Origin of the sequence: Pseudomonas sp. 11/12A (assembly GCF_000800055.1) — a bacterium.
GTDB classification, from domain to species: Bacteria; Pseudomonadota; Gammaproteobacteria; order Pseudomonadales; family Pseudomonadaceae; genus Aquipseudomonas; species Aquipseudomonas mohnii.
Genome location: NZ_JUGV01000001.1, coordinates 2,775,315 through 2,795,438, shown reverse-complemented (window position 1 = coordinate 2,795,438; position 20,124 = coordinate 2,775,315). Strand labels below are relative to the sequence as shown.

The following is a 20,124-nucleotide window of genomic DNA, read 5'->3' as shown; positions in this document are numbered from 1 at the left end:
CTGCTAAGAGTTCCAGAACGTCTAGACCTTTTTTACTCTAAAACGACCTAACTCACGTTGCATCAACGATGCCCGGGCAGAAAGGTCTTTTGCGGCTACTGCACACTCTTGCGAGTTTGACTGGTTTTGCTGCGTCACTTCGTCGATCTGCTCGAGGCCCAAACTGGCCTGCTGCAAGCCCGAGGCTTGTTCGCTAGAGGCTTGGTAAATGAGAGAAACCAGGCTGGATACCGCACTGGTTCCGCTGACGATACTTTTGAGTGATTCTGCGGTTCGGCCCGCGATGATCATGCCGCGCTTTGTCTTGGTGGATGAGTCGGCGATCAGTGCCGCTGTCTGTTGAGCTGCCTCGGCGCTCCTTGCTGCCAGACTGCGGACTTCGTCAGCCACCACTGCAAAGCCACGCCCCAGTTCGCCAGCTCTAGCGGCCTCAATCGCTGCGTTGAGGGCTAATAGGTTGGTTTGTGCGGCGATGTTATCGATGGTGGTAATAATCGCTGTAATGTCTTTTCCCGAATTGTCGATTTCCGCCATGGCAGCAATAAGCTCGCTCATCAGCTTGTCGCTTTCTCCTGCGTCAGATCTTGAAGCTTGTGATTGCTCATCAGCTTTTTTTGCATTGGCAGCATTATCGGAAGTCTGCGCGGCCATCTGAGTCATGACGGCACTAATTTCAGTGATAGATGAGGCGGAGTTCGATGCTCCGTCCGATAGCGATTGACTCAAATCCGTTACCTGCTCCGAACTGCCAGTGATCTGGGTGGCGCTGACCTGCACCTCGGAAATCAGATTGTTAAGGTTGCTGACCATCTTCTCGAGTGACTTGCCGAGTGTGTCGTGGGGCGAAGACAGCCGTACCTCCAGGTCCAGATCACCTTCAGAAATGCGTTCGGCTACCCTTACTTGCCGTTGCAGGCTTTCTGACATGTCGTTTAGTGCATACGACAGCTGTCCGACTTCATCTTCTGATTGCTGTACTAACCGGCGGGAGAAGTCCCCTAAACTGATGTTTGCTGCCAGCGCTGCTGCCTCACGAATCGGCCCGACGATTTTTGCCGCTGCAAACCATAGGCCTACTAGTGCCAACAGTGAAATGACCAGCCCCACTGACACTTGCCATATACTGTTGCTGACGCTGCGCGCCTGCAATTCGTGCTCTAGAGTGATTGCTTGGCTCATGACTACCGCCTTGGGCAGTCGAATCAACACAGCCCAAGGTTTTCCGGTACGCCCAAGCTGAATCGGCATGAGCACTTCAATGTTTTGCGTTTGGGGATTGAGCAGGCTATTGCCGCGTCCACCCTGTATATCACTGAGTATTTTGTCCCAGGTTTCGGGTAGCAAGGCTTTGATGGGCTGACCGATCAGGTCGACGTGATCACTGTCAGCCACTACCAGTCCCTGGTTACTCATGATGGTTACCGAGCCCTTGCCACCATACAGATCCGCAGACATTTGCTCGCTGAGTTTCTGAATGAAGGAGATATCGAAATCAGCGCCTACCACTCCGTAAAATTTGCCATTAGCAACGATCGGAACTGACAAAGTCGTCAGCCAGACATTTTTTCCTTGCACAACATACGGGATAGGATCTAGTACGCTTTCTTTCAATGTTGAACGCGGACCGCTGTACCAGCCACCTTTAAGCACCCCGTTGGGGTGACGATCCGGAGAGTCATACTCCACGAGCGGCTGTACTGCGACATGGCCATCAGCGCTACGTGTCCAATAAGGCGTGAAACGTCCAGTTAAAGGGTTGCTACCATCGGGAGTGTTGCGGAACGCCATATCTTGTCCATCTAACGCCTCGGGCTCCCAGCATGAATAGGTGCCATTGAACTCGGGGTTGTCCTTTAGAACGCTGAGCAATACCGCATTAACCTGTTCCCGGCCTATTGCTAAGGGGCTTTGAGAAGTTTTGCTGGCTGCAAACGCAGTGGCCATTGTGCGAGCCGCATCAAGGGCATTCTGCAGTTTTGTTTGAATGGCGTTCGCTCGAGACTCAGCCAGGTTTTGAATCTCACGGATCGTTGATTTCTCAACAAGTGTCGTGACTTCCGTCGAGACATACTGCTCATTTGCTCGAGAGTTGAATACCCCGTAAACGACCAGGCTGGCCGAGGAAACAAATAAGCATATACCTGCAGTGAAACAAATACGCGTCTGCAAAGACTTAAACTTCATAATACCCCCTGCCCACTATTTTTATACCATCGTTAAGGATGGTCGCGTTTTATGTACTTGCACGACAAGGCGACTAAACGCTAAGTTATTTGCTACTTTCGCACCTTTACTCGTGCAAAACAGCTCGAGTAAAATCAGGGGAATGTAGCTATTTATTTATTGTTATGCTAGTAGCGGGCAAGCCTTGCCAAAGTGTAAGAGTAGAAGGTTTTAGCTTTTGGAGTTAACAAAGATCTGGAAGATTGCTCCACGACTACTCCAATATTTCCACTGCTTAGGCGAACAATAGAGCCTGCCGGATATATTCCGACTGACTTTACAAATGCCTGAAAGACCGAACTGTCGAAGTGTCGTTTCCATTTCGATATTCTTTGAATGGCGATTGCCGGACCCCGGGTTCATTGTATGGACGATCCGAGGTGACAGCCTCGTAGACGTCGCAAACAGCAGCCATATGAGAGAAAAGGCTAATTGGCTCACCGGCCAATTCATCCACACTTTTGAGATGAACCAAGCTGCTGTTGAAGAGCTCTTGGTAAACGTCACTGTTCTCACATGATTTCCGTAGGGTATCGACATCTCGGTATTTTCTGAGTCCTTACGCTCCCTAAAACCTCCTTGGTTTTAGTCTTGATCTTTTAAAAAATTACTGGAGGGTGGTGGCCCTAATGCGAGCGACGACTCGCCCGGCTAAATCGTCGGGCCGGAATTTAGCGAGAAAGTCATTAGCGCCTACTTTCTTGACCATAGACTGATTGAAGCTTCCGGACAGTGAAGTGTGCAGTACAATGTGAAAATCTGACATTCGTGGGTCGCTACGGATTTCCGCAGTCAACGTGTAGCCGTCCATCTCAGGCATTTCAATATCCGAGATCATCATTAAAAACTCTTCCTCCGGTTTGCGTCCTTCATCCAGCATTGACCGCAGGTAGTTCAGAGCCTGTCGACCATCATTCAATGCGACGACTTCAACTCCAACGGTTTCCAGGCAACGGGTCACTTGCTTGCGGGCCACCGCTGAGTCATCGACTGTCAGCACCCGAAACTTAGGTGCTAGATGAGTCATGTCAGCACCCACCACCCCCTGTGAAATCTCTTCTGAAGTTGGGGATATCTGAGCCAAAACTTTTTCGACATCAATGATTTCAACCAACTGATCGCCCAGCCGCGTGACAGCTGTTAAATAGTTGTCCTCACCACTTCCTTTAGGAGGCGGATGAATGTCCTCCCAGTTTAAATTGACAATATGTTCGACCGCATAGACCAAAAAACCCTGCGTTCGAGTGTTGTACTCAGTAATGATCACAAAGGCCGAGGCCTTATCTTCAACACCCGGCAATCCAGTGGCCATCGCCAGATCGAGTATGGGGATTGAAACGCCTCTTATATTTGCCACGCCACAAATATTGGGATTAGACCTTGGTAGTATAGATAAGGAAGGGCAGCGTATAACCTCCCTGACCTTGAAGACGTTAATCCCATACAATTGATTCGTGTTGAATCTAAAAAGTAGGAGCTCAAGTCGATTCTGACCTACTAGCTGCGTGCGACTGTTAATTGACGCCAAAACACCAGTCATATGCACCTTCTTATTTATCAGAACCCCAAAGCGCGGCTCGCTTGAAACAAGTTATATTGGGTGAGATGTAGAAAATACGCGAAATATATTCTTACAAGCAAGCTCCTTTTTGTGGAATCTAAACTTGACGCAGATCAAGTCAAACAAAAGTAGTAATTGCATAGCTAGCTAATTTCCCTGGTTGGAATTATTGGTCTAATACTTTGGTACTGCTTTATTGTTTTAAGCGGCGCTGCAAGTAGTTTGGTGATATTACTTAAAGGTTAAATTGTATAAGGCTGTTCGATGATCAGAAAAAAACGCCCATTTTTTAGCCGTTGCCAAGGCAACTCCGAACAAGTCCTCAGATGTGCTGAAATACACCTTCACCACCTGACCCGAGCCACGCATCAGCCAGATGAGCTTTTCCGAGTTTTGAATACGCTGGCAAGCGCAAGCAAACCCGCCGTGAGCGCTTCCTTGCCGAAATGGGTCAGGTGGTGCCTGGAGTGGTTTGTTGGGGTTGATCGAGCCGTATTGCCCGAAGGCTGGTGGTGGCCGTCAACCGTATCGGGTATGGGTGAGTTACGCGTGTAATGCGGGGAGCTGGGCTGAAAGCCTGACGAAGCAGTGCAGACGGGCCTTTCTGCGCGTCGCTACGTGAAATCTGCCCCCAAAGTCCTCTGCTCAATGTAAAGATTTTGATCTCAAGCTCGTACTTTTCTGTTGTGAAAGCTGTGGCCGACTTTTTCAACAGGATCGGCCGACTTCTGATTGTGGCGACCGGCTGAAAACGACGTATAGCCGTCATTGGCCGATCAACTCAGTGCTTCGTCGTTTTCCATCCGTATCGCTCGAATTGAACCCTGGGTACCGTCGATTATTTCGCCATCGTGAAACGAAACGCCTGTTCTTGCAGGCTCGTTTTGATCAATGCGGCCAATTGTTGGGTGGCCGGCGTGGGGCTATCGCCATCGCTGTGAAGCACATAGCCAAGGCGTGGCACAGGGGGTAAGCCAGAAACAACGGTGAGATGGCTCGGCAGCCCGATGCGGGTGCGCAGCGTCAGGCCCAATCCGGCGGCGACGGCCGCCCAGATACCACCAACGCTAGGGCTGGTGAGGGCGATCCGCCAGGGTATTTGCGCGGCATCCAGTGCCTGGGTGGCGGCGCTGCGCATTACGCAAGGCGCGTTGAACATGATCAATGGAAGGGGTGATTCTTCAAGGGCTCTCAGCAATGGCGTATCGCGAGCCCCGATCCAGTGCATCTGTGTTTCGCCCAGACGCGTGGCATAGGGCGACAGGTGCCCGGTGTCCCAGGTCAGGGCCAGGTCAAGATCAGCGCTTTGAACCAGCGCAAGCAATTCGGCGTTACGGGCGATCCGGACTTCAAGTTTCACTCTCGGGTAAGTCTGGACGAAGCGCCGCAGGATATCGCTCAGGAAATGTTCCCCAAAGTCCTCTTGAAGCCCGAGGCGTACGGTCCCGGCGGTTTGGCTCTCATGCAGGGTCTGGAAAATGCCGTCGTTCAGTTCCAGCAACCGGCGGGCATGGCTGAGCAGTGTTTCTCCCGTGGGGGTCAAGACCAGTCCGCGACCGGATTTAGTCATTACCGGCGTGCCGACCTGCTCCTCGAGTTTTTTCAATTGAGCGCTTACGGCAGACGTCGACCGACCGAGACGATCCGCCGCTTTGGCAAAACTGTTGAACTCCACGCCGGTGACGAAGGTGCGCAATACATCAAGATCGAAGGTTGGGCGGCGCATTCAATGGTCCACTAATTCGGGATGATGGGTGCTATTAAATCTGATATTCGGAATTGTCGCGACTTGATAGTTTTCACCCGTCATTGGGGACATCAGGGGAAAAACAGCATGAGCGCATCGATAGTCACGGGTCGGGAACAGCAGGGCAACTACCCGCAAAAGTTTGCCGAGCTGACCGACAACGTATTGTTTGGCGACATGTGGACGCGTACGCAATTGAAGCCTCGTGAACGCAGTCTGGCGACGGTGGCCGCGCTGGTGGCGATGTACCGTCTGGAGCAACTGCCATTTCATATGAAACGTGCATTGGATAACGGCTTGTGTGTTGACGAACTGGTCGAAGTCATCACCCATCTGGCGTTTTATTCCGGTTGGCCAACGGCTGCCTCGGCGCTGAATTTGCTCAGTGAGCTTCAGGCTTGCCTTCCAGAACACCAGGAGTAACCGTTGATGCCGTTTGCACGAATTTCACTGCACCGCGGGAAGTCGGTCGAGTATTTACAGGCGTTGTCTGAGGGGTTGCACGATGCCTTGGTCGAGAGCTTCGAAGTGCCGAAGACAGATCGCTTTCAGGCCATACACCAACATGAGGTCGGCGAGCTGATATTTGATCCGCGCTACTTGGGCGGGCCGCGCAGCCATGACTTTGTGCTCATCGCGATTACCGCAGGCCGTCCTCGAAGTGTCGAGACCAAGCAGCGTTTTTACCGGGATCTGGTTGAGAAATTGGGGCGGGCGACGGGCCTGAACGCGGAGGATGTCATGGTGGTGATTTCCACTACGGCCGGCGATGAGTGGTCGTTTGGAGGAGGGCGGGGCAACTAGTGGTTAACGATAGAGCCGGTGACGCATGCCGTCCAGACAGGCACAGCCTATTGGCGTACCTGCCAGTTTGGTTCAGTGCGTGTGCGGATGGTCGAATACAGCCCAGGATATTTGGCCGATCATTGGTGTTGGAGGGGGCACATCCTGTTGTGCCGGGAGGGTCAGTTGCATACAGAACTGGAAGATGGTCGTCAGTTCACGTTGCATTAAAAAAAGCGATCGCTGCGAAGTCACTAGAATCAACGGGGCGCAGTGACTTGGCACGCTGATGCACGGCCGGCATTTTTGCGGAGCACGATGACGCATCCCTTTTGAGGAACCTACAACGATGTCCAACAAGTGGCTGGACCCTGCGCTATTGCTGCTGACTGCCCTGACACTGCTGGCGGGCGGCATTGCGCAGGTTGCTCAGAAGCCTGACTGGGCGGCGATGTGCTGGCTCTCCGGGAGCCTGGTCATGGCCGTGGTGCTGCTGGTGGAGATTGTCAGGCGCCTGGCCCGGCGCGAGGCCGGCGTGGACTTGATTGCGCTGCTGTCGATCGGCGCGGCCCTGGTGTTTGAGCAGATGCTGGTGGCGGCGGTCATTGCCTTGATGCTGGCTTCCGGGCGCACCCTCGAATTTTTCACCGCGCAACGCGCCGACCGCGAGCTGCGTGCACTGGTCGATCGGGCGCCGCGCTTTGCCTGGCTGCAGGAGCTGAACGACTTGCGCCAGATACCGGTCGAGCAGATCCAGCCGGGTCAGACGCTGCTTGTACGCCTGGGGGAGGTGGTCCCTGTCGACGGCCGTCTGCTCAGCCCCACGGCAACGCTGGACGAGTCGGCGCTCAGCGGTGAGTCGTTGCCGGTCACCCGTCGGGAAGGCGAGGTGTTGCGCAGTGGCGTTGCCAATGCCGGCGCGCCGATCCAGCTATTGGCGACGCAGACGGCGGCGCAGAGTACTTACGCCGGTGTCGTGCGGCTGGCCGAGGCGGCGCGGCGATCGCGCGCGCCTTTCGTGCGCCTGGCCGACCGTTACGCCTTGCTCTTCATTCCGCTGACGCTGCTGATCGCCGGACTGGCCTGGCTATGGAGTGGAGATCCTTTGCGGGCGCTGGCGGTTCTGGTGGTGGCCACGCCCTGTCCTTTGATCCTGGCGGTGCCGATCGCCATCATGTCCGGTATCTCCAGGGCGGCGCGGCGCGGCATTCTCATCAAGGACGGCGCCACTCTGGAAGCGCTGGCGGGGGCCAAACAGCTGTTTCTCGACAAGACTGGCACCTTGACCAGTGGTCACGCCCGCCTGCAGTCGGTCGAGGTCAATGGCCAGGTCGATCCACAGCACCTGCTGGGCCTAGCCGCTTCGCTGGCACAGGCCTCGGTGCACCCCATCTCCCAGGCCATCGTCGACGCAGCGCGCCAGCTCCGATTGCCGCTCAGCGCCCCGCAAGAGGTTGAAGAAAGCCCGGGCTCCGGTCTTAGTGGGCTGATTGAGGGGAGGAGAGTGCGTCTCGGCACGCTGTCTTTTGCTCATACCGAGGCGCCTGTCAGCGATTGGGCCACCGCGATGCTGCGCCAGATGGATTATTCGGCCTGCGGTGGAAGCTTCGTTGAAGTGGATGGGAACCTTGCTGGCCTGCTGGTTTTCTCGGACAGCCTGCGTCGGGAAACCCCACAAACCCTTCGCCGGCTGCGCAACAGCGGTATCGAACGCATTGTCATGCTCACGGGTGATCGCCTGGAAACGGCCGAAATGATTGCGTTGTCTGCCGGCATCGACGAACTGCGTGCCGGGTTGACCCCGGAGGACAAGGTGCGTGCCGTACAAGAGGGCTGTACGCGCGCCAGCACGCTGATGGTCGGCGACGGCATCAACGACGCGCCCGCACTGGCGGCGGCCACCGTCGGCGTGGCCATGGGGGCCAGTGGTGCCACTGCCTCTGCGGAAGCGGCGGGTGTTGTGCTGTTGGTGGATCGCCTGGACCGTCTGGTCGAGGCACTGGAGATTGCCCGTCGTACCCGGCACATCGCTCTGCAAGGCGTGCTGGCCGGCATGGGACTGTCGCTGCTGGCCATGACGGTGGCCGCCCTCGGTTACCTGCCGCCACTCGCCGGCGCCGTGGTTCAGGAAGTCATCGACGTGTTCATCATCATTAATGCGTTGCGTGCGTTGGGGTCTTCGGCAGGACCGGGCCTGCGACGACTGGCCGGCGAGCACATTGATCGACTGCAGGACGAACACAGCCAACTCGCCACTGTGTTGAGTGATCTGCACCAACTGGCCGGCGATTTCGCCCGGCGCCCGCTTGAGCAGGCGCAGACCGATCTGCAGGAACTGGTCGACAAACTGCAAGCCTCCCTGGCCAGCCATGAACGGGACGATGAAAACATCCTGTATCCGCTGCTGACCCTGAGCATGCCGGGCGAGGACCCCTTGTCGGCACTGAGCTATGGACACCGCGAGATTTTTCGCCACATCCATCTGCTGGCGCGCATGAGCAGCGACTTCAGTGCCGACCCGACCACGGTTCCCGCCGAAGAGATTCAGCATCAGTTAATTCGCCTGGATACCCTGGTGCAGTTGCACTTTGACCAGGAGGAGGAACTGTTCCGTTATCTGGACAGGCGCTGAAGGGCCTGGCGGGATACTGTTCAAGTGAGCGGCTAATCGTTGTTGCCTCTGCTACAGCGATCAACGACGAGCACCCAATGTCCTTCTATTGTCGATAACTGCCTAAATCGGCCTGTGCGTCGCTTCACGCAAGACCTTCTTCTCGCAACGCTTTCTGAACCGCAGGGCGAACCTTGACCCGGTCATACCAGGCACGGAGGTTATGCAAATCATCGAAGTGGATGTCGGCCTTGTAATAGCTGGTCAACCAGTCGGCCTGGCCCCAGCCTGTCACAGCGAACAGATAGGCATCAGCCACAGTGAACGCATCACCCATGAGGTATGGGCGGCTCGCCAACTGTTCGTCAATCCAGGCGAAGCGCTTCTCCAGCTTTGGCTTGGCAGTGTCTACGTATTGACCCGCGAGGGTTGAGTACAACAGCGGAATGTACCCCTTGTGAATCTCGGACGTCAGGAAGTTCAGCCATTCTTGCAGGCGGTAGCGATCAAGGGTGCCATGAGTGGGCACCAGTCCAAGCTCCGGCTTCAGGTCACCCAGATACTGCACGATTGCCGGGCCCTCGCGCAGGAGAGTGCCGTCGTCCAGCTCGAGGGCGGGTACGTAGCCCAAGCGGTTGACCTCGAAGTAATTGGCGCCCGATTCGGTGAGGTGCTTCTTGTGATCGACCTTGATCAGTGTGGCCTCGAGACCCAGCTCATTGAGGATGATGTGAGGCGAAAGGGAGCAGGACGCGGGGATGTAGTACAGCTTCATTTGCAGACTCCAGAGCATGAGTGATCGCTGTCAATTCCAACGCAGGGACGGCTCCGGCTCATTCTAGATGTCAGGTATAAAATAGGAAGAACGCACTATTTTGTAGTATAGGTACATAAAATATACCTGAGAAAATCCGGGATTCTGACCATGAAAGACAACGTATCAGGCTGCTCGGTCGAAGAAGCGATGCGTTTGCTGGGTGGCCGCTGGCGCCTGCTCATTGCCTCCTACCTGCTCGACGGGCCAAAGCGCTTCAATGCGCTCAGGCGGGACATTCCCGCTATTTCGCAACGAATGCTGACCATCGATTTGCGCGCCCTCGAGGAAGCCGGGCTTGTCAAACGGACTGTATTTCCCACTGTGCCCGTCACGGTTGAATACGAACTCACAGTTGACGGACGCCGGTTAGAGCCTGTCATCGAGGTCATGAAACAATTCGGGCTATGGGTCAAGCGTCGCCAATCCATTGATAGCGCATGCCCGGTTCACCTTGCGTGAGATAGGGGGGCACTGATGCGGCAGCAAGGGGTCGATCTCAAACGTGCCTGCCGATGCCGGCGGGTTCGGAGCTCATTCCGAAGTACCGCCGGCTGTTGCATATGTCGAGTGGCTTTTCCGCGGTGCCCTCCACGGGAGTGAAGACAAGATCAACGTTCGGTTGTCTTGAGGCTCCGACGCCTTGTGTGAAGGTTCAGCCGTCAGTCCTCAATGCAGAAACTTGACCCAGCCGGCCACCGCAAGTGCCGCGAAGCAGGTCCAGCCTGAGAACAGCCACCGCCAGACAAGCATCCGCGGGACAAAACCCACACCTCTCACAAAGGCCACGCTCATGGCGACGAACAATGCAGTCGCCAGCGCATGGTCAGGCTTCCCATCGGGGGAGACCATCATGGGAGGGTAGAGCGTACACGCGAGCATGATGACTAATGCGATAACCAAACTCGGCACTTGAATGTGTGAGGAGGGCGGGGGCGTCGCGACACCCGGCGTCATGACAGTGTCTCGTCATTGTCGCTCATGGCGCGGCCAGCTTCGTTCTCACCCCACATCGCATTCAATATGGCCAGTAGCAATGCGAAACCGACCCCCAGCATCCAGGCGAAATACCACATGTTTATTACTCCTCTGCCGTCACTTAGTAGGCGGAATGTTCGTTGGCTTTGATCTGAGCAACGGTGACCTTGCCGCGCATCACGCGGTACGCCCACGAGGTGTAAATCACGATCAGGGGCATGAAGATCAACGTGGCCCAGAACATGATGGCCAGGCTTAAATGACTGGAGACGCTGTCCCACACAGTCAGGCTGGCCGCAGGCACCGTTGACGACGGCATGACGAAGGGGAACATCGATACACCGGCGGTGCTGATCACCCCGATCACCGCGAGCGACGAAGCGACAAACGCGGCCAGTGTGCGGCGCATCAGCAGCAACAGCGCAGCACCGGCGGCGCCCGCCAAGCCAAGTGCAGGCAGCAGCCACAACGCGGGATAGTGGCCATAGTTGGCCATCCAGGCCCCCGCTTCGCGTACCACGGTCTTGTTGAGAATGTCCGGCAACCCGGCGATATCCACCACCGAGGTAATGCGATAGCCGTCGATCGATTGCAACCAGACGCCGGCAATGACGAATGTGCACAGCAGCACCAGCGCCGCGCCAACCCCGCCCTTGATGGCACGGGACTGGATCACGCCTTCAGTGCGGTGCGCCAGATAAGTACCGCCTTGCAGGGTGATCATGGCACTGCTCACCACGCCGGTCAGCAGCGCGAAAGGGTTCAGCAGTTGCCAGAAACTCCCGGTGTAAGTCGATACCAGCATGTCGTTGAAGTGGAACGGTACGCCTTGCAACAAGTTACCGAACGCGATGCCGAACACCAGCGGCGGCACGGCCCCTCCGATGAACAGACCCCAGTCCCAGGTGCTGCGCCATTTGGCGTTGTGAATCTTGCTGCGATAGTCAAAACCCACCGGGCGGAAGAACAGCGCCCACAGGACCAGAATCATCGCCCAGTAAAACCCGCTGAACGCGGTGGCATACACCACCGGCCACGCCGCGAACAGTGCGCCGCCGGCAGTGATGAACCACACCTGGTTGCCGTCCCAGTGCGGCCCTACGGTGTTGATCGCAACGCGTCGTTCCAGGTCCGTGCGGCCTACAAAGGGCAGCAAGGTGCCGACCCCCATGTCGTGGCCGTCCATGATGGCGAAGCCGATCAGCAGTACGCCGACCAGTGCCCACCAGATAATTTTCAGGGTGACGTAATCAAGCATGGTGGAGTTCCTTCATGTTGGCATCGTGAGCATAACGGCCGGTTCCGAGGCTGCCGGGCCCTTGGCGGGCGAACTTGACCATCAGGAACATTTCAACCACCAGCAGCACGGTGTAAAAAGCCACGAATCCTGCCAGCGAGCCATAGAGGTTATTGATACTCAGGGTGGAGACGCTCATGTGGGTGGGCAGTACGCCATAGATGGTCCAGGGTTGACGGCCGTATTCAGCGACGAACCAGCCCAGCTCGCAGGCAATCCAGGGCGCGGGCAGCATGCAGAGCGCCCAACGCAGCAGCCAGCGGCGGCGTGTGCAGGCCGACTGCAAGGTGCTCCAGAAGGCCACCCCGAACAGCAGGAGCATGGCAAAACCAAGGGCGACCATGATCCGGAACCCCCAGAACATCGGCGTCACGCGCGGCACGGTATCGTTCACTGCCTTGTCGATAATCGCCGGCGTGGCCTGGTTGACATCCTCAACATACTTTTTCAGCAGCAGGCCAAAGCCCAGGTCCGCCTTGTAGGCTTCGAAGGTCTCGAACGCCGCCTTATCGGTGCGATCGGCCCGCAGGGCTTCAAGCGCATTGACGGCGGTAATGCCACGCAGAATGCGCGCGCGGTTTTTCTCTTTGATGTCATGAATGCCCGGGATCTGCTTGCTGACCGAGCGCGTGCCGATCAAGCCCATCACCCACGGCACGTCGACTTCCCAGTTATTTCTGGACTCGGCTTCATTGATGCTGGCCAGCAAGGTCAGGCCTGCCGGTGCGGGTTTGGTTTCCCACATGGCTTCCATGGCCGCCAGCTTGGTTTGCTGCGCCTCACCCACCGTGTAACCCGACTCATCCCCCAGCACGATGACGCTGAGCACGGAGGCCAGGCCGAAAGCCGCCGCCACCCGAAAACTGCGCTTGGCGAACTCGACATCACGACGCTTGAGCAAGTACCAGCTGGAAATCGACAACACGAACATCGAGCCGGTGACATAACCGGCGGACACCGTGTGCACAAACTTGGCCTGGGCCACCGGGTTGAACACCACCGCCCAGAAATCGACCATCTCCATGCGCATGGTGATGTAACTGAATTCTGAACCCACCGGGTTCTGCATCCAGCCATTGGCGATCAGAATCCACAGCGCCGAGAGGTTGGTACCGATGGCCATCAGCAGCGTGACCAGCAAGTGGTGCTCTTTCTTCAGGCGATCCCAGCCAAAGAAGAACAGGCCGATCATGGTCGATTCAAGAAAGAACGCCATCAGGCCTTCAATGGCCAGCGGCGCACCGAAGATATCGCCCACGTAGTGCGAGTAATACGCCCAGTTGGTACCGAACTGAAATTCCAGGGTGATACCGGTTGTCACCCCCAAGGCGAAGTTGATGCCGAATAACTTGCCCCAGAAGCGCGTCATGTCTTTCCAGATGACATTGCCGGTCATCACATAGACGCTTTCCATGATGACCAACAGCCACACCATGCCAACCGTGAGCGGTACGAAAAGAAAGTGGTAAAGCGCAGTGGCTGCGAACTGCAGCCGAGACAAATCTACCAGGTGTTCTGAAATCACTTGCTTGCCCCTTGAGTCGAGGTGGGTACACCGAAACGGTTGCCGATAATGTTCGGGTCGACACTGACGTGCGAATCCCGGATGAACAGCCACCACAGCACTGTCAGCACCAGTAGTTTGATCACTACTGCCGTGAGCAGATGGCGTCGAAGTCGTTTGTCGGAAATGGTCATGACTTGCAGTTAGCACACGGCATGCCAAGGGGAGGGCGTCTGTTTTTATCGTTTTAAAACAGTTACTTAGTGATCGGGGTGAGCTGGTGCGGCAGGCCTTTGCGGGTCAGTGCGCTGCCAACCTGCCAGGGTGGCAGTGATTGGCAGTCGTTGGCAGTCGTGCGGCGTGAATGCGATTGATCAGGCCAAACCTTGTTCTTTCAGTCGTCTGTACAACGTACGTTCGCTGATGCCCATGTGCCTGGCCAGTTCACTGCGGGTGCCTTTGAAGGTAGCCAGTGTCTGCGCCAGCGAGCTGCCGTCGAAAGGCGTTGACGCGGGGGGCTGAGGAGGTATCGCCACGGATGCCTGGGGTAAATGTGTGGAGCGGATCACTCCATCGTCAGCGAACAGACTGGCTCTTTCCAGCACATTGCGTAATTCGCGGATATTGCCGGGCCAGGAATGGCGCTGCAGTTGTGTCAGCGCCTCTGTCTCTATTGTCAGCCGGCGCTTGCCGGTACCGGCACGTTGTAGAAATGAATTGGCAAGCAAACCAATGTCTTCAACCCGGTTGCGCAAGGGGGGCAACTGAATGGGAAAGGCGCTGATGCGGTAGTACAGGTCCTGCCTGAACTCACCGTTCTCCATCATTTTTTCCAGGGGTTTGTGGGTCGCGGCAATTAGCCTGAAGTTGGCGTGAAGGGTCTCGACACTGCCGACACGGCGATAGGTGCCCGATTCGATCAGGCGCAACAGTTTCACCTGCATGGCCAGTGGAACATCCCCAATCTCATCGAGAAACAAGGTGCCGCCCTGGGCTGTTTCAACCAGTCCGGGCTTGCGCGTGGTGGCCCCGGTGAATGCCCCTTTTTCATGGCCGAACAGTTCGCTCTCAAACAACGTTTCGGGCAATCCCGAGCAATCGACGACGACGAAGGGGCCCGTGGCCCGGTCGCTGTTTTCATGTACGGCGCGGGCGAACAGCTCTTTGCCCGTACCGGACTCGCCCAGCAGCAGTACCGGTAGCATGGATGGGGCCACCCGCTGCAACTCGGACAGGGCAAGGTTAAAGGCCGGTGAGCGGCCAACCAGGCCTTCGTTGCTGGGGCGCGCTGAGGCGCTGCGAACCAGTGTGAGACGCTCCACATAGGCAGTGATGACGCCGTGCTCGTCCAGAATCGGGCGCAGTTCGACGTCGACGTGCTCTGGACCGCGAGGCGTGTGGTGAATGTGCAAGACACGATCCGGTCCGCGCATTTCCTGGGCCTTTTTCATCGGGCAGTTCTCACCCGCCTGATCACAAGGAACGTCGTAGTGGTGTGAGATTTGATAGCACTTATGGCCGATAAAGGGCTTGTCAGCGCTGCCAAACTGCCGCTGATAGGCCGTGTTGGCAGCCAGGATGTTGTAGTTAGGATCGAGCACGATCATCGGCTGTGGTTCGTGCTCAAGAAACGAAACCAGTGACTGCACTTGATCCGAGTGCGGGAGTGGGTGGGTTGGGGTGGGCAAGAAAGTCTTCATCGTGGCTCCTGAGAATCCATCCATCCTGTTGTGGCACTGCCAACTCTGTCAACAGGCACTGCCAATGGCAGTGAATCCAGATGGATACAGAAAAAATAAAACCGTGTTTAAAAAATAAAACCAATAAAATCAAATAGATAGGATCATATTTTGGCTCTGTTTGGGTCTGGCAGACTTATTGCTATGTCAGTCCTTAGTGTGAGCGGCTTGGTAAAAGCCCCTAAGGAGACAGGCCAATGAGTGTAAAACTTCACGTCGAAGGATTCTTCGATTCTGCTACCAATACCGTCAGCTATCTTGTGCTGGATGAGGCGACCCGCCATTGCGCGTTGATCGACAGCGTACTGGATTACGACCCAAAGTCCGGCCACACCGGCACAACCTCTGCCGACAAATTGATTGCGAGGGTGAACGAACTCAATGCGAGGGTCGACTGGATTCTCGAGACCCACGTCCACGCAGACCACCTGACGGCAGCGCCCTACCTGCAGGAAAAGCTTGGTGGGAAAATAGGCATCGGCAACCAGATTTCGACGGTGCAGGAGGTGTTTGGCACGCTGTTCAATACCGCTGGCGAGATGCCCCGCGATGGAAGTCAGTTCGATCACCTGTTCGTCAATGACGAGCCGTTCACCATCGGCACGCTGCAATGCCACGCACTCCATACACCTGGCCATACGCCGGCCTGTATGACTTATGTGATCAGCGACGGCACCGAAACGGCTGCATTCGTTGGCGATACCTTGTTTATGCCCGACTACGGTACTGCACGCTGTGACTTTCCCGGCGGCAACGCGCGCACGTTGTTCCAGTCAATCAACAAGGTGCTGAGCCTGCCGGCCAATACGTTGCTCTACATGTGCCACGACTATCAGCCGGGTGGCCGCGAGGTGCAATTCGTCAGTACCGTCGCCGACCAGCGCGACCACAACGTTCATGTGCGTAACGGCATCAGTGAGGAGGAGTTTGTGGCGATGCGCACAAAGCGTGATGCATCGCTGGAAATGCCGACACTGATCCTGCCTTCGGTTCAGGTCAACATGCGCGCCGGGCACTTTCCCGAGCCTGAAGCGAACGGAACGCGCTACCTGAAAATCCCGCTCAACGTCGCCTGACGTTGCCTACCCCAAAAAACGCATAAGAAAAAATACCCATAACGGAGTCACTTATGGACATTCGCCACCTTGCGCCCGGACTGTCGGTATCCGAACAGATTTTTCCCAACCAATTGGCTGAACTAAAGGAAGCGGGTTTTCGCACCGTCGTGTGTAACCGTCCCGATGGCGAAGGCAGTGATCAGCCCTTGTTTGCCGAAATCAAACGAGCCGCCGAAGCGGTCGGCATCGAAGCGCACTACCTTCCTGCGGAATCAGGCAAAGTCACTGATGAGCAAGGTGTTGCCTTCGGCAAGCTCCTTGAAACGCTTCCAAAACCCGTGTTGGCCTATTGCCGTTCCGGCATGCGCTCGACAACGATGTGGGCCCTGTCACAAGCGGGCAAACAATCCCTGCCATACATCGTCGAGACGGCCAAAAAAGCCGGGTTCGATATGAAAGGCGTCATTCGCCGGATTGCCAACCAGGGGCGTACGCCGGTCGAAGTGGCTGAGGCGCAGCATGCCGTGGTCATCATCGGCGGCGGTGCGGCAGGTATCGCGGCGGCATCCAGTTTGCTGGCGCGAGAGCCTGGGCTCGACGTCGCCATCATCGATCCGGCAGATGTGCACTACTACCAGCCAGGCTGGACACTTGTCGGCGGTGGCGTCTTCGACGCGCCCCAAACTGCGCGCACGATGGGTACGACCATCCCCCACGGTGTGCATTGGATCAAATCGGCGGTCGCCGCTTTCGAACCCGAGAGAAATGCCGTCATTCTCGATGGGTGCAGAGTCGTTAAATACGAACAACTGATCGTGTGCCCTGGTCTGAAGCTCAATTGGCATGCCATCGAGGGGTTGTCGGACACCCTGGGCCGCAACGGTGTGACTTCAAACTACCTGTATCACCTTGCCCCCTATACGTGGGAACTGGTGCAGCAACTGCGTGGTGGCCGGGCAGTTTTCACGCAACCGCCCATGCCGATCAAATGTGCCGGGGCGCCGCAAAAAGCCATGTACCTGTCTGCCGATCATTGGAAACGTAGCGGTGTACTGGACAACGTCGAGATCGAGTTTTGCAGCGCCGGCGCGGTGTTGTTCGGGGTTCCCGACTATGTGCCCGCACTGATGGAATACATCAAGGCCTATGGTATCGACCTGAATTTCGGCAACACACTCACCCGCGTGAATGGACCCGCACGGACCGCCACGTTCAACTGCGTTAATCCTGATGGCAGCGCCCATGTCGTGACGCGTGACTTCGATATGCTTCATGTGGTGCCACCACAGATCGCGCCGGATTTCATTCGGATCAGCCCCCTCGCTGACGCGGCCGGCTGGATTGATGTCGACCCTGCCACTTTGCGCCATAAAAGCTGGGCCAATATTCACGCGCTGGGCGACGCTGCCAACTCCAGCAACGCCAAAACGGCGGCTGCGGCACGCAAGCAGGCGCCAGTCGTCGCCCATAATGTGTTGGCGGCAATGGGTAAAGCGAAAGGCAGCGCCCATTACGACGGTTATGGCTCCTGCCCGCTGACGGTCGAACGCGGCAAGATCGTACTGGCTGAGTTCACCTATGGCGGCAAGGTCGCCCCCAGCTTTCCATCCTGGCTGATTGACGGTACCCGGCCATCGAGGCTGGCATGGCTGCTCAAGGAGCGGATTCTTCCACCGCTGTATTGGAAGGGAATGCTCAAGGGCCGTGAGTGGATGGCGAAACCCGAGATGGCTGACGTATGAGATCAGGCCTGAAAACAAGGAGACTGAGATGATCGTCGTCTTACTGCTTGGGCTCACTGTCGGGGTCATTCTGGCGCTGACCGGTGCCGGAGGGGGCATCCTGGCTGTCCCGTTACTGGTGTTTGGAGCGGGACTGAGCATGGCCGAGGCAGGGCCAATCGGTTTACTGGCTGTCGGTTTGGCCGCGACCCTGGGTGCCGTGATGGGCCTCAAAAACGGCACCGTCCGCTATAAAGCTGCGCTTTTAACGGCAGGGGCGGGGATCGTATGTTCCCCACTTGGCCTTTGGCTGGCGCAGCGCACGCCTAACCGTCCATTGACGATCATGTTTGCCTTCGTGCTGATGTACGTTGCGTTCCGTGTGTATCAACGATCGCTATCACCCTCCACGGAGTCGAAGACCCCCGTTACATCCAAGCCGCCGCCGTGTCTATTGGATGTGAACCGAGGAAAGCTCAACTGGACGGGGCCGTGTGCATGGGCACTCACGCTCTCCGGCATTGTCGCGGGAGGGCTGTCCGGCTTGCTCGGCGTGGGCGGTGGCTTTGTGATGGTGCCGGCGCTCCAGCGATACACCAATCTGACAGCGCAGTCGGTGCTTGCAACGTCTCTTGCCATTATTGCGCTGGTTTCAATTTCCGGCGTTGCTGCAAGCTCTGCGGCCGGGCACTTGCAGTGGGCAGTGGCCATTCCGTTTTCCTCTGGCGCATTGGTCGGAATGGTCGGCGGACGTCTGATCGCGGCACGGCTGGCGGGCCCACACTTACAACGAGGCTTCGCCGCCGTTTCCATCGTGGTGGCGGTGGCCTTGCTGGTGAAAGCCATTTAGTCATGTGCAAGAACCGTCCACTTCCAGGCCTCGCCTATAATCCGGGACTTGCGCCCGACTTCAACTGCCAGTGATGAGTTCCAATCAGTGACCGAATCAGATCGCCAGCAGCTGAACCGCACGGCATGGGCCGTCATCCAGACTCGTTATCAACCATTTTGCGCCGGAGAAAGCTCATGAATGTCGACTGGCTCAACTTCACGCCCTGGTCATCCCTTGCCGGTGGCGCATTGATTGGTCTAGCGGCCAGTCTATTCGTCGTCGCCAACGGGCGTATCGCAGGCATCAGTGGCCTGATCGGCAGTCTTTTACAGCGAGGGAGCGAGGGGGTGAGTGAGAAAGCACTTTTTCTCCTGGGCCTGCTCATCGCGCCGCTTCTATGGGGCTTGTTCACCGCGCTGCCGCAGATTGAGTTCAAAAGTGGCGGGTTCGGACTGATCGTCGCCGGTGTATTGGTGGGCATCGGCACCCGATACGGATCAGGTTGCACCAGTGGCCATGGGGTCTGCGGCCTATCGCGCCTTTCGCCGCGATCGATGGTCGCCACGGCGTGTTTCATGCTCAGCGGTTTCGTCACGGTGTTTGTCTTGCGTCATCTGCTGGGGGGTTGAACATGACCAAACTGACCGCGTTCATTGCTGGCCTGCTGTTCGGCCTGGGCCTGCTTCTGGCAGGCATGGCCAACCCGGGCAAAGTACTCGCTTTCCTGGATTTGACCGGTGCCTGGGATCCTTCCCTGGGGTTGGTCATGGTCGGGGCCATTGGCGTCGCCATTGGCCCGCTGACTTGGGCCCGCCGACAATCCAGTTCGCTGTTGGGAAGGCCAATGCAGCTACCGATCAAACGTGAGTTAGACCCGCGCTTGATTGGCGGGAGCCTGGTGTTCGGTATCGGCTGGGGAATAGCGGGCATCTGTCCTGGCCCCGCAGTGGCCATTCTGCTGACAGGGCACTGGCAAGTGATCGTGTTCATGTTGGCCATGCTGGCCGGCATGTTGTTGTTTACTGCGCTGGAGAGCCGGCGTAGCCATTGATCGTAGCCCGCGCATTCTGGCGGGCCTGCTTCTCATTGGCCTCAGTCTGTCCGGTGTGATCGGCGCATGGGGTTGGATAGGTTTAGTACCGCTGGCCACTGGTGTTTTCCGTTTCTGCCCTGTCTATACGTTGCTGGGCATCAAAACCTGTAACGTTCGCTGAACGCCAGCCGTTGCACACTGGCGGGCGCCTGAAGGCGCCCGT

Annotated in this window: 20 protein-coding genes and 3 pseudogenes; 12 read left to right on the top strand and 11 right to left on the bottom strand. The window is 56.9% G+C overall.

The genetic code is table 11. The features are described from left to right. Nucleotides 1–21: 21 nt before the first annotated feature. The 3 genes and pseudogenes from GQ39_RS12835 to GQ39_RS12830 form a co-directional block, all read right to left on the bottom strand. Nucleotides 22–2,184, bottom strand: coding sequence for a methyl-accepting chemotaxis protein (locus tag GQ39_RS12835; protein WP_047530315.1), 2,163 nt, complete (start codon nucleotides 2,182–2,184; stop codon nucleotides 22–24). Between the two features lie 197 nt (nucleotides 2,185–2,381). After that, nucleotides 2,382–2,671, bottom strand: a pseudogene (locus tag GQ39_RS33330) (HD-GYP domain-containing protein); the annotation flags it as partial. Nucleotides 2,672–2,830: 159 nt separating this feature from the next. Next, nucleotides 2,831–3,763 (bottom strand): chemotaxis protein CheV, encoded by a 933-nt coding sequence (locus tag GQ39_RS12830; RefSeq protein WP_047530314.1) that lies wholly within the window; start codon nucleotides 3,761–3,763, stop codon nucleotides 2,831–2,833. Nucleotides 3,764–4,167: 404 nt separating this feature from the next. On the opposite strand from GQ39_RS12830, the pseudogene GQ39_RS32430 reads away from it, so the two are divergent. Next, nucleotides 4,168–4,313: pseudogene (locus GQ39_RS32430) on the top strand (IS5/IS1182 family transposase); the annotation flags it as partial. Between the two features lie 309 nt (nucleotides 4,314–4,622). On the opposite strand, the gene GQ39_RS12825 reads toward GQ39_RS32430, so the two are convergent. Next, nucleotides 4,623–5,510 carry a LysR substrate-binding domain-containing protein gene (locus tag GQ39_RS12825; RefSeq protein WP_047530313.1) on the bottom strand — a complete coding sequence of 296 codons (888 nt, stop codon included), beginning with the start codon at nucleotides 5,508–5,510 and terminating at the stop codon, nucleotides 4,623–4,625. A 108-nt stretch (nucleotides 5,511–5,618) separates the two neighbouring features. On the opposite strand from GQ39_RS12825, the gene GQ39_RS12820 reads away from it, so the two are divergent. The 4 genes and pseudogenes from GQ39_RS12820 to GQ39_RS12810 all read left to right on the top strand — a co-directional run bounded on the left by GQ39_RS12820 (nucleotide 5,619) and on the right by GQ39_RS12810 (nucleotide 8,946). Beyond that, nucleotides 5,619–5,954 (top strand): carboxymuconolactone decarboxylase family protein, encoded by a 336-nt coding sequence (locus GQ39_RS12820; RefSeq protein ID WP_047530311.1) that lies wholly within the window; start codon nucleotides 5,619–5,621, stop codon nucleotides 5,952–5,954. 6 nt (nucleotides 5,955–5,960) lie between these two features. Further along, complete coding sequence (locus GQ39_RS12815) at nucleotides 5,961–6,335, top strand: tautomerase family protein (protein ID WP_047530309.1); 375 nt, start codon at nucleotides 5,961–5,963, stop codon at nucleotides 6,333–6,335. A gap of 9 nt (nucleotides 6,336–6,344) precedes the next feature. Next, nucleotides 6,345–6,539 (top strand): annotated as a pseudogene (locus GQ39_RS31465) (DHCW motif cupin fold protein); the annotation flags it as partial. Nucleotides 6,540–6,663: 124 nt separating this feature from the next. Further along, the gene (locus GQ39_RS12810) at nucleotides 6,664–8,946 is read left to right on the top strand and encodes a heavy metal translocating P-type ATPase (RefSeq protein ID WP_047530307.1); all 2,283 of its coding nucleotides are present in this window, start codon (nucleotides 6,664–6,666) and stop codon (nucleotides 8,944–8,946) included. A 124-nt stretch (nucleotides 8,947–9,070) separates the two neighbouring features. Here the strand turns inward: GQ39_RS12810 and gstA are convergent, their stop codons facing one another. Then, on the bottom strand, nucleotides 9,071–9,700 hold the full coding sequence (gstA, locus tag GQ39_RS12805) for a glutathione transferase GstA (RefSeq protein ID WP_047530305.1): 630 nt from the start codon (nucleotides 9,698–9,700) through the stop codon (nucleotides 9,071–9,073). Between the two features lie 150 nt (nucleotides 9,701–9,850). Here gstA and GQ39_RS12800 point away from each other — a divergent pair, with 150 nt between their 5' ends. After that, nucleotides 9,851–10,201 carry a winged helix-turn-helix transcriptional regulator gene (locus GQ39_RS12800; protein WP_047530303.1) on the top strand — a complete coding sequence of 117 codons (351 nt, stop codon included), beginning with the start codon at nucleotides 9,851–9,853 and terminating at the stop codon, nucleotides 10,199–10,201. 207 nt (nucleotides 10,202–10,408) lie between these two features. On the opposite strand, the gene GQ39_RS12795 is transcribed toward GQ39_RS12800, so the two are convergent. The 6 genes from GQ39_RS12795 to GQ39_RS12770 all read right to left on the bottom strand — a co-directional run bounded on the left by GQ39_RS12795 (nucleotide 10,409) and on the right by GQ39_RS12770 (nucleotide 15,218). Beyond that, nucleotides 10,409–10,696 (bottom strand): cyd operon YbgE family protein, encoded by a 288-nt coding sequence (locus GQ39_RS12795; RefSeq protein ID WP_047530301.1) that lies wholly within the window; start codon nucleotides 10,694–10,696, stop codon nucleotides 10,409–10,411. Further along, nucleotides 10,693–10,815 (bottom strand): cytochrome bd-I oxidase subunit CydX, encoded by a 123-nt coding sequence (gene cydX / locus GQ39_RS31460; protein WP_047530299.1) that lies wholly within the window; start codon nucleotides 10,813–10,815, stop codon nucleotides 10,693–10,695. Before cydX ends, GQ39_RS12795 begins: the two co-directional genes overlap by 4 nt. A gap of 23 nt (nucleotides 10,816–10,838) precedes the next feature. Next, the gene (gene cydB / locus GQ39_RS12785) at nucleotides 10,839–11,975 is read right to left on the bottom strand and encodes a cytochrome d ubiquinol oxidase subunit II (protein WP_047530297.1); all 1,137 of its coding nucleotides are present in this window, start codon (nucleotides 11,973–11,975) and stop codon (nucleotides 10,839–10,841) included. Next, nucleotides 11,968–13,539 carry a cytochrome ubiquinol oxidase subunit I gene (locus tag GQ39_RS12780; protein ID WP_047530296.1) on the bottom strand — a complete coding sequence of 524 codons (1,572 nt, stop codon included), beginning with the start codon at nucleotides 13,537–13,539 and terminating at the stop codon, nucleotides 11,968–11,970. The genes cydB and GQ39_RS12780 overlap by 8 nt, the downstream gene beginning before the upstream one ends. After that, entirely contained in the window at nucleotides 13,536–13,712 is a 177-nt protein-coding gene (cydP, locus tag GQ39_RS33020; RefSeq protein WP_047530293.1) for a cytochrome oxidase putative small subunit CydP, read from the bottom strand. The genes GQ39_RS12780 and cydP overlap by 4 nt, the downstream gene beginning before the upstream one ends. Before the next feature lie 180 nt (nucleotides 13,713–13,892). Continuing rightward, nucleotides 13,893–15,218, bottom strand: a complete 1,326-nt coding sequence (locus tag GQ39_RS12770; protein WP_047530292.1) for a sigma-54 interaction domain-containing protein — start codon at nucleotides 15,216–15,218, stop codon at nucleotides 13,893–13,895. Between the two features lie 236 nt (nucleotides 15,219–15,454). Between GQ39_RS12770 and GQ39_RS12765 the strand changes: the two genes are divergently transcribed. The 6 genes from GQ39_RS12765 to GQ39_RS31455 all read left to right on the top strand — a co-directional run bounded on the left by GQ39_RS12765 (nucleotide 15,455) and on the right by GQ39_RS31455 (nucleotide 20,082). Continuing rightward, a complete protein-coding gene (locus GQ39_RS12765) occupies nucleotides 15,455–16,333 on the top strand; it encodes an MBL fold metallo-hydrolase (protein WP_047530290.1) in 879 nt (292 codons plus the stop codon). A 53-nt stretch (nucleotides 16,334–16,386) separates the two neighbouring features. Then, nucleotides 16,387–18,057 carry a bifunctional protein tyrosine phosphatase family protein/NAD(P)/FAD-dependent oxidoreductase gene (locus tag GQ39_RS12760; protein WP_047530289.1) on the top strand — a complete coding sequence of 557 codons (1,671 nt, stop codon included), beginning with the start codon at nucleotides 16,387–16,389 and terminating at the stop codon, nucleotides 18,055–18,057. A gap of 28 nt (nucleotides 18,058–18,085) precedes the next feature. Then, nucleotides 18,086–18,886: a sulfite exporter TauE/SafE family protein gene (locus GQ39_RS12755; RefSeq protein ID WP_047530287.1), complete on the top strand. Its 801-nt coding sequence runs from the start codon at nucleotides 18,086–18,088 to the stop codon at nucleotides 18,884–18,886. Between the two features lie 176 nt (nucleotides 18,887–19,062). Beyond that, the gene (locus GQ39_RS12750; protein ID WP_047530285.1) at nucleotides 19,063–19,497 is read left to right on the top strand and encodes a YeeE/YedE family protein; all 435 of its coding nucleotides are present in this window, start codon (nucleotides 19,063–19,065) and stop codon (nucleotides 19,495–19,497) included. Nucleotides 19,498–19,499: 2 nt separating this feature from the next. Next, complete coding sequence (locus GQ39_RS12745; RefSeq protein WP_047530283.1) at nucleotides 19,500–19,919, top strand: DUF6691 family protein; 420 nt, start codon at nucleotides 19,500–19,502, stop codon at nucleotides 19,917–19,919. Next, nucleotides 19,915–20,082: a YgaP family membrane protein gene (locus GQ39_RS31455; RefSeq protein ID WP_442961747.1), complete on the top strand. Its 168-nt coding sequence runs from the start codon at nucleotides 19,915–19,917 to the stop codon at nucleotides 20,080–20,082. The genes GQ39_RS12745 and GQ39_RS31455 overlap by 5 nt, the downstream gene beginning before the upstream one ends. Nucleotides 20,083–20,124 lie beyond the last annotated feature (42 nt).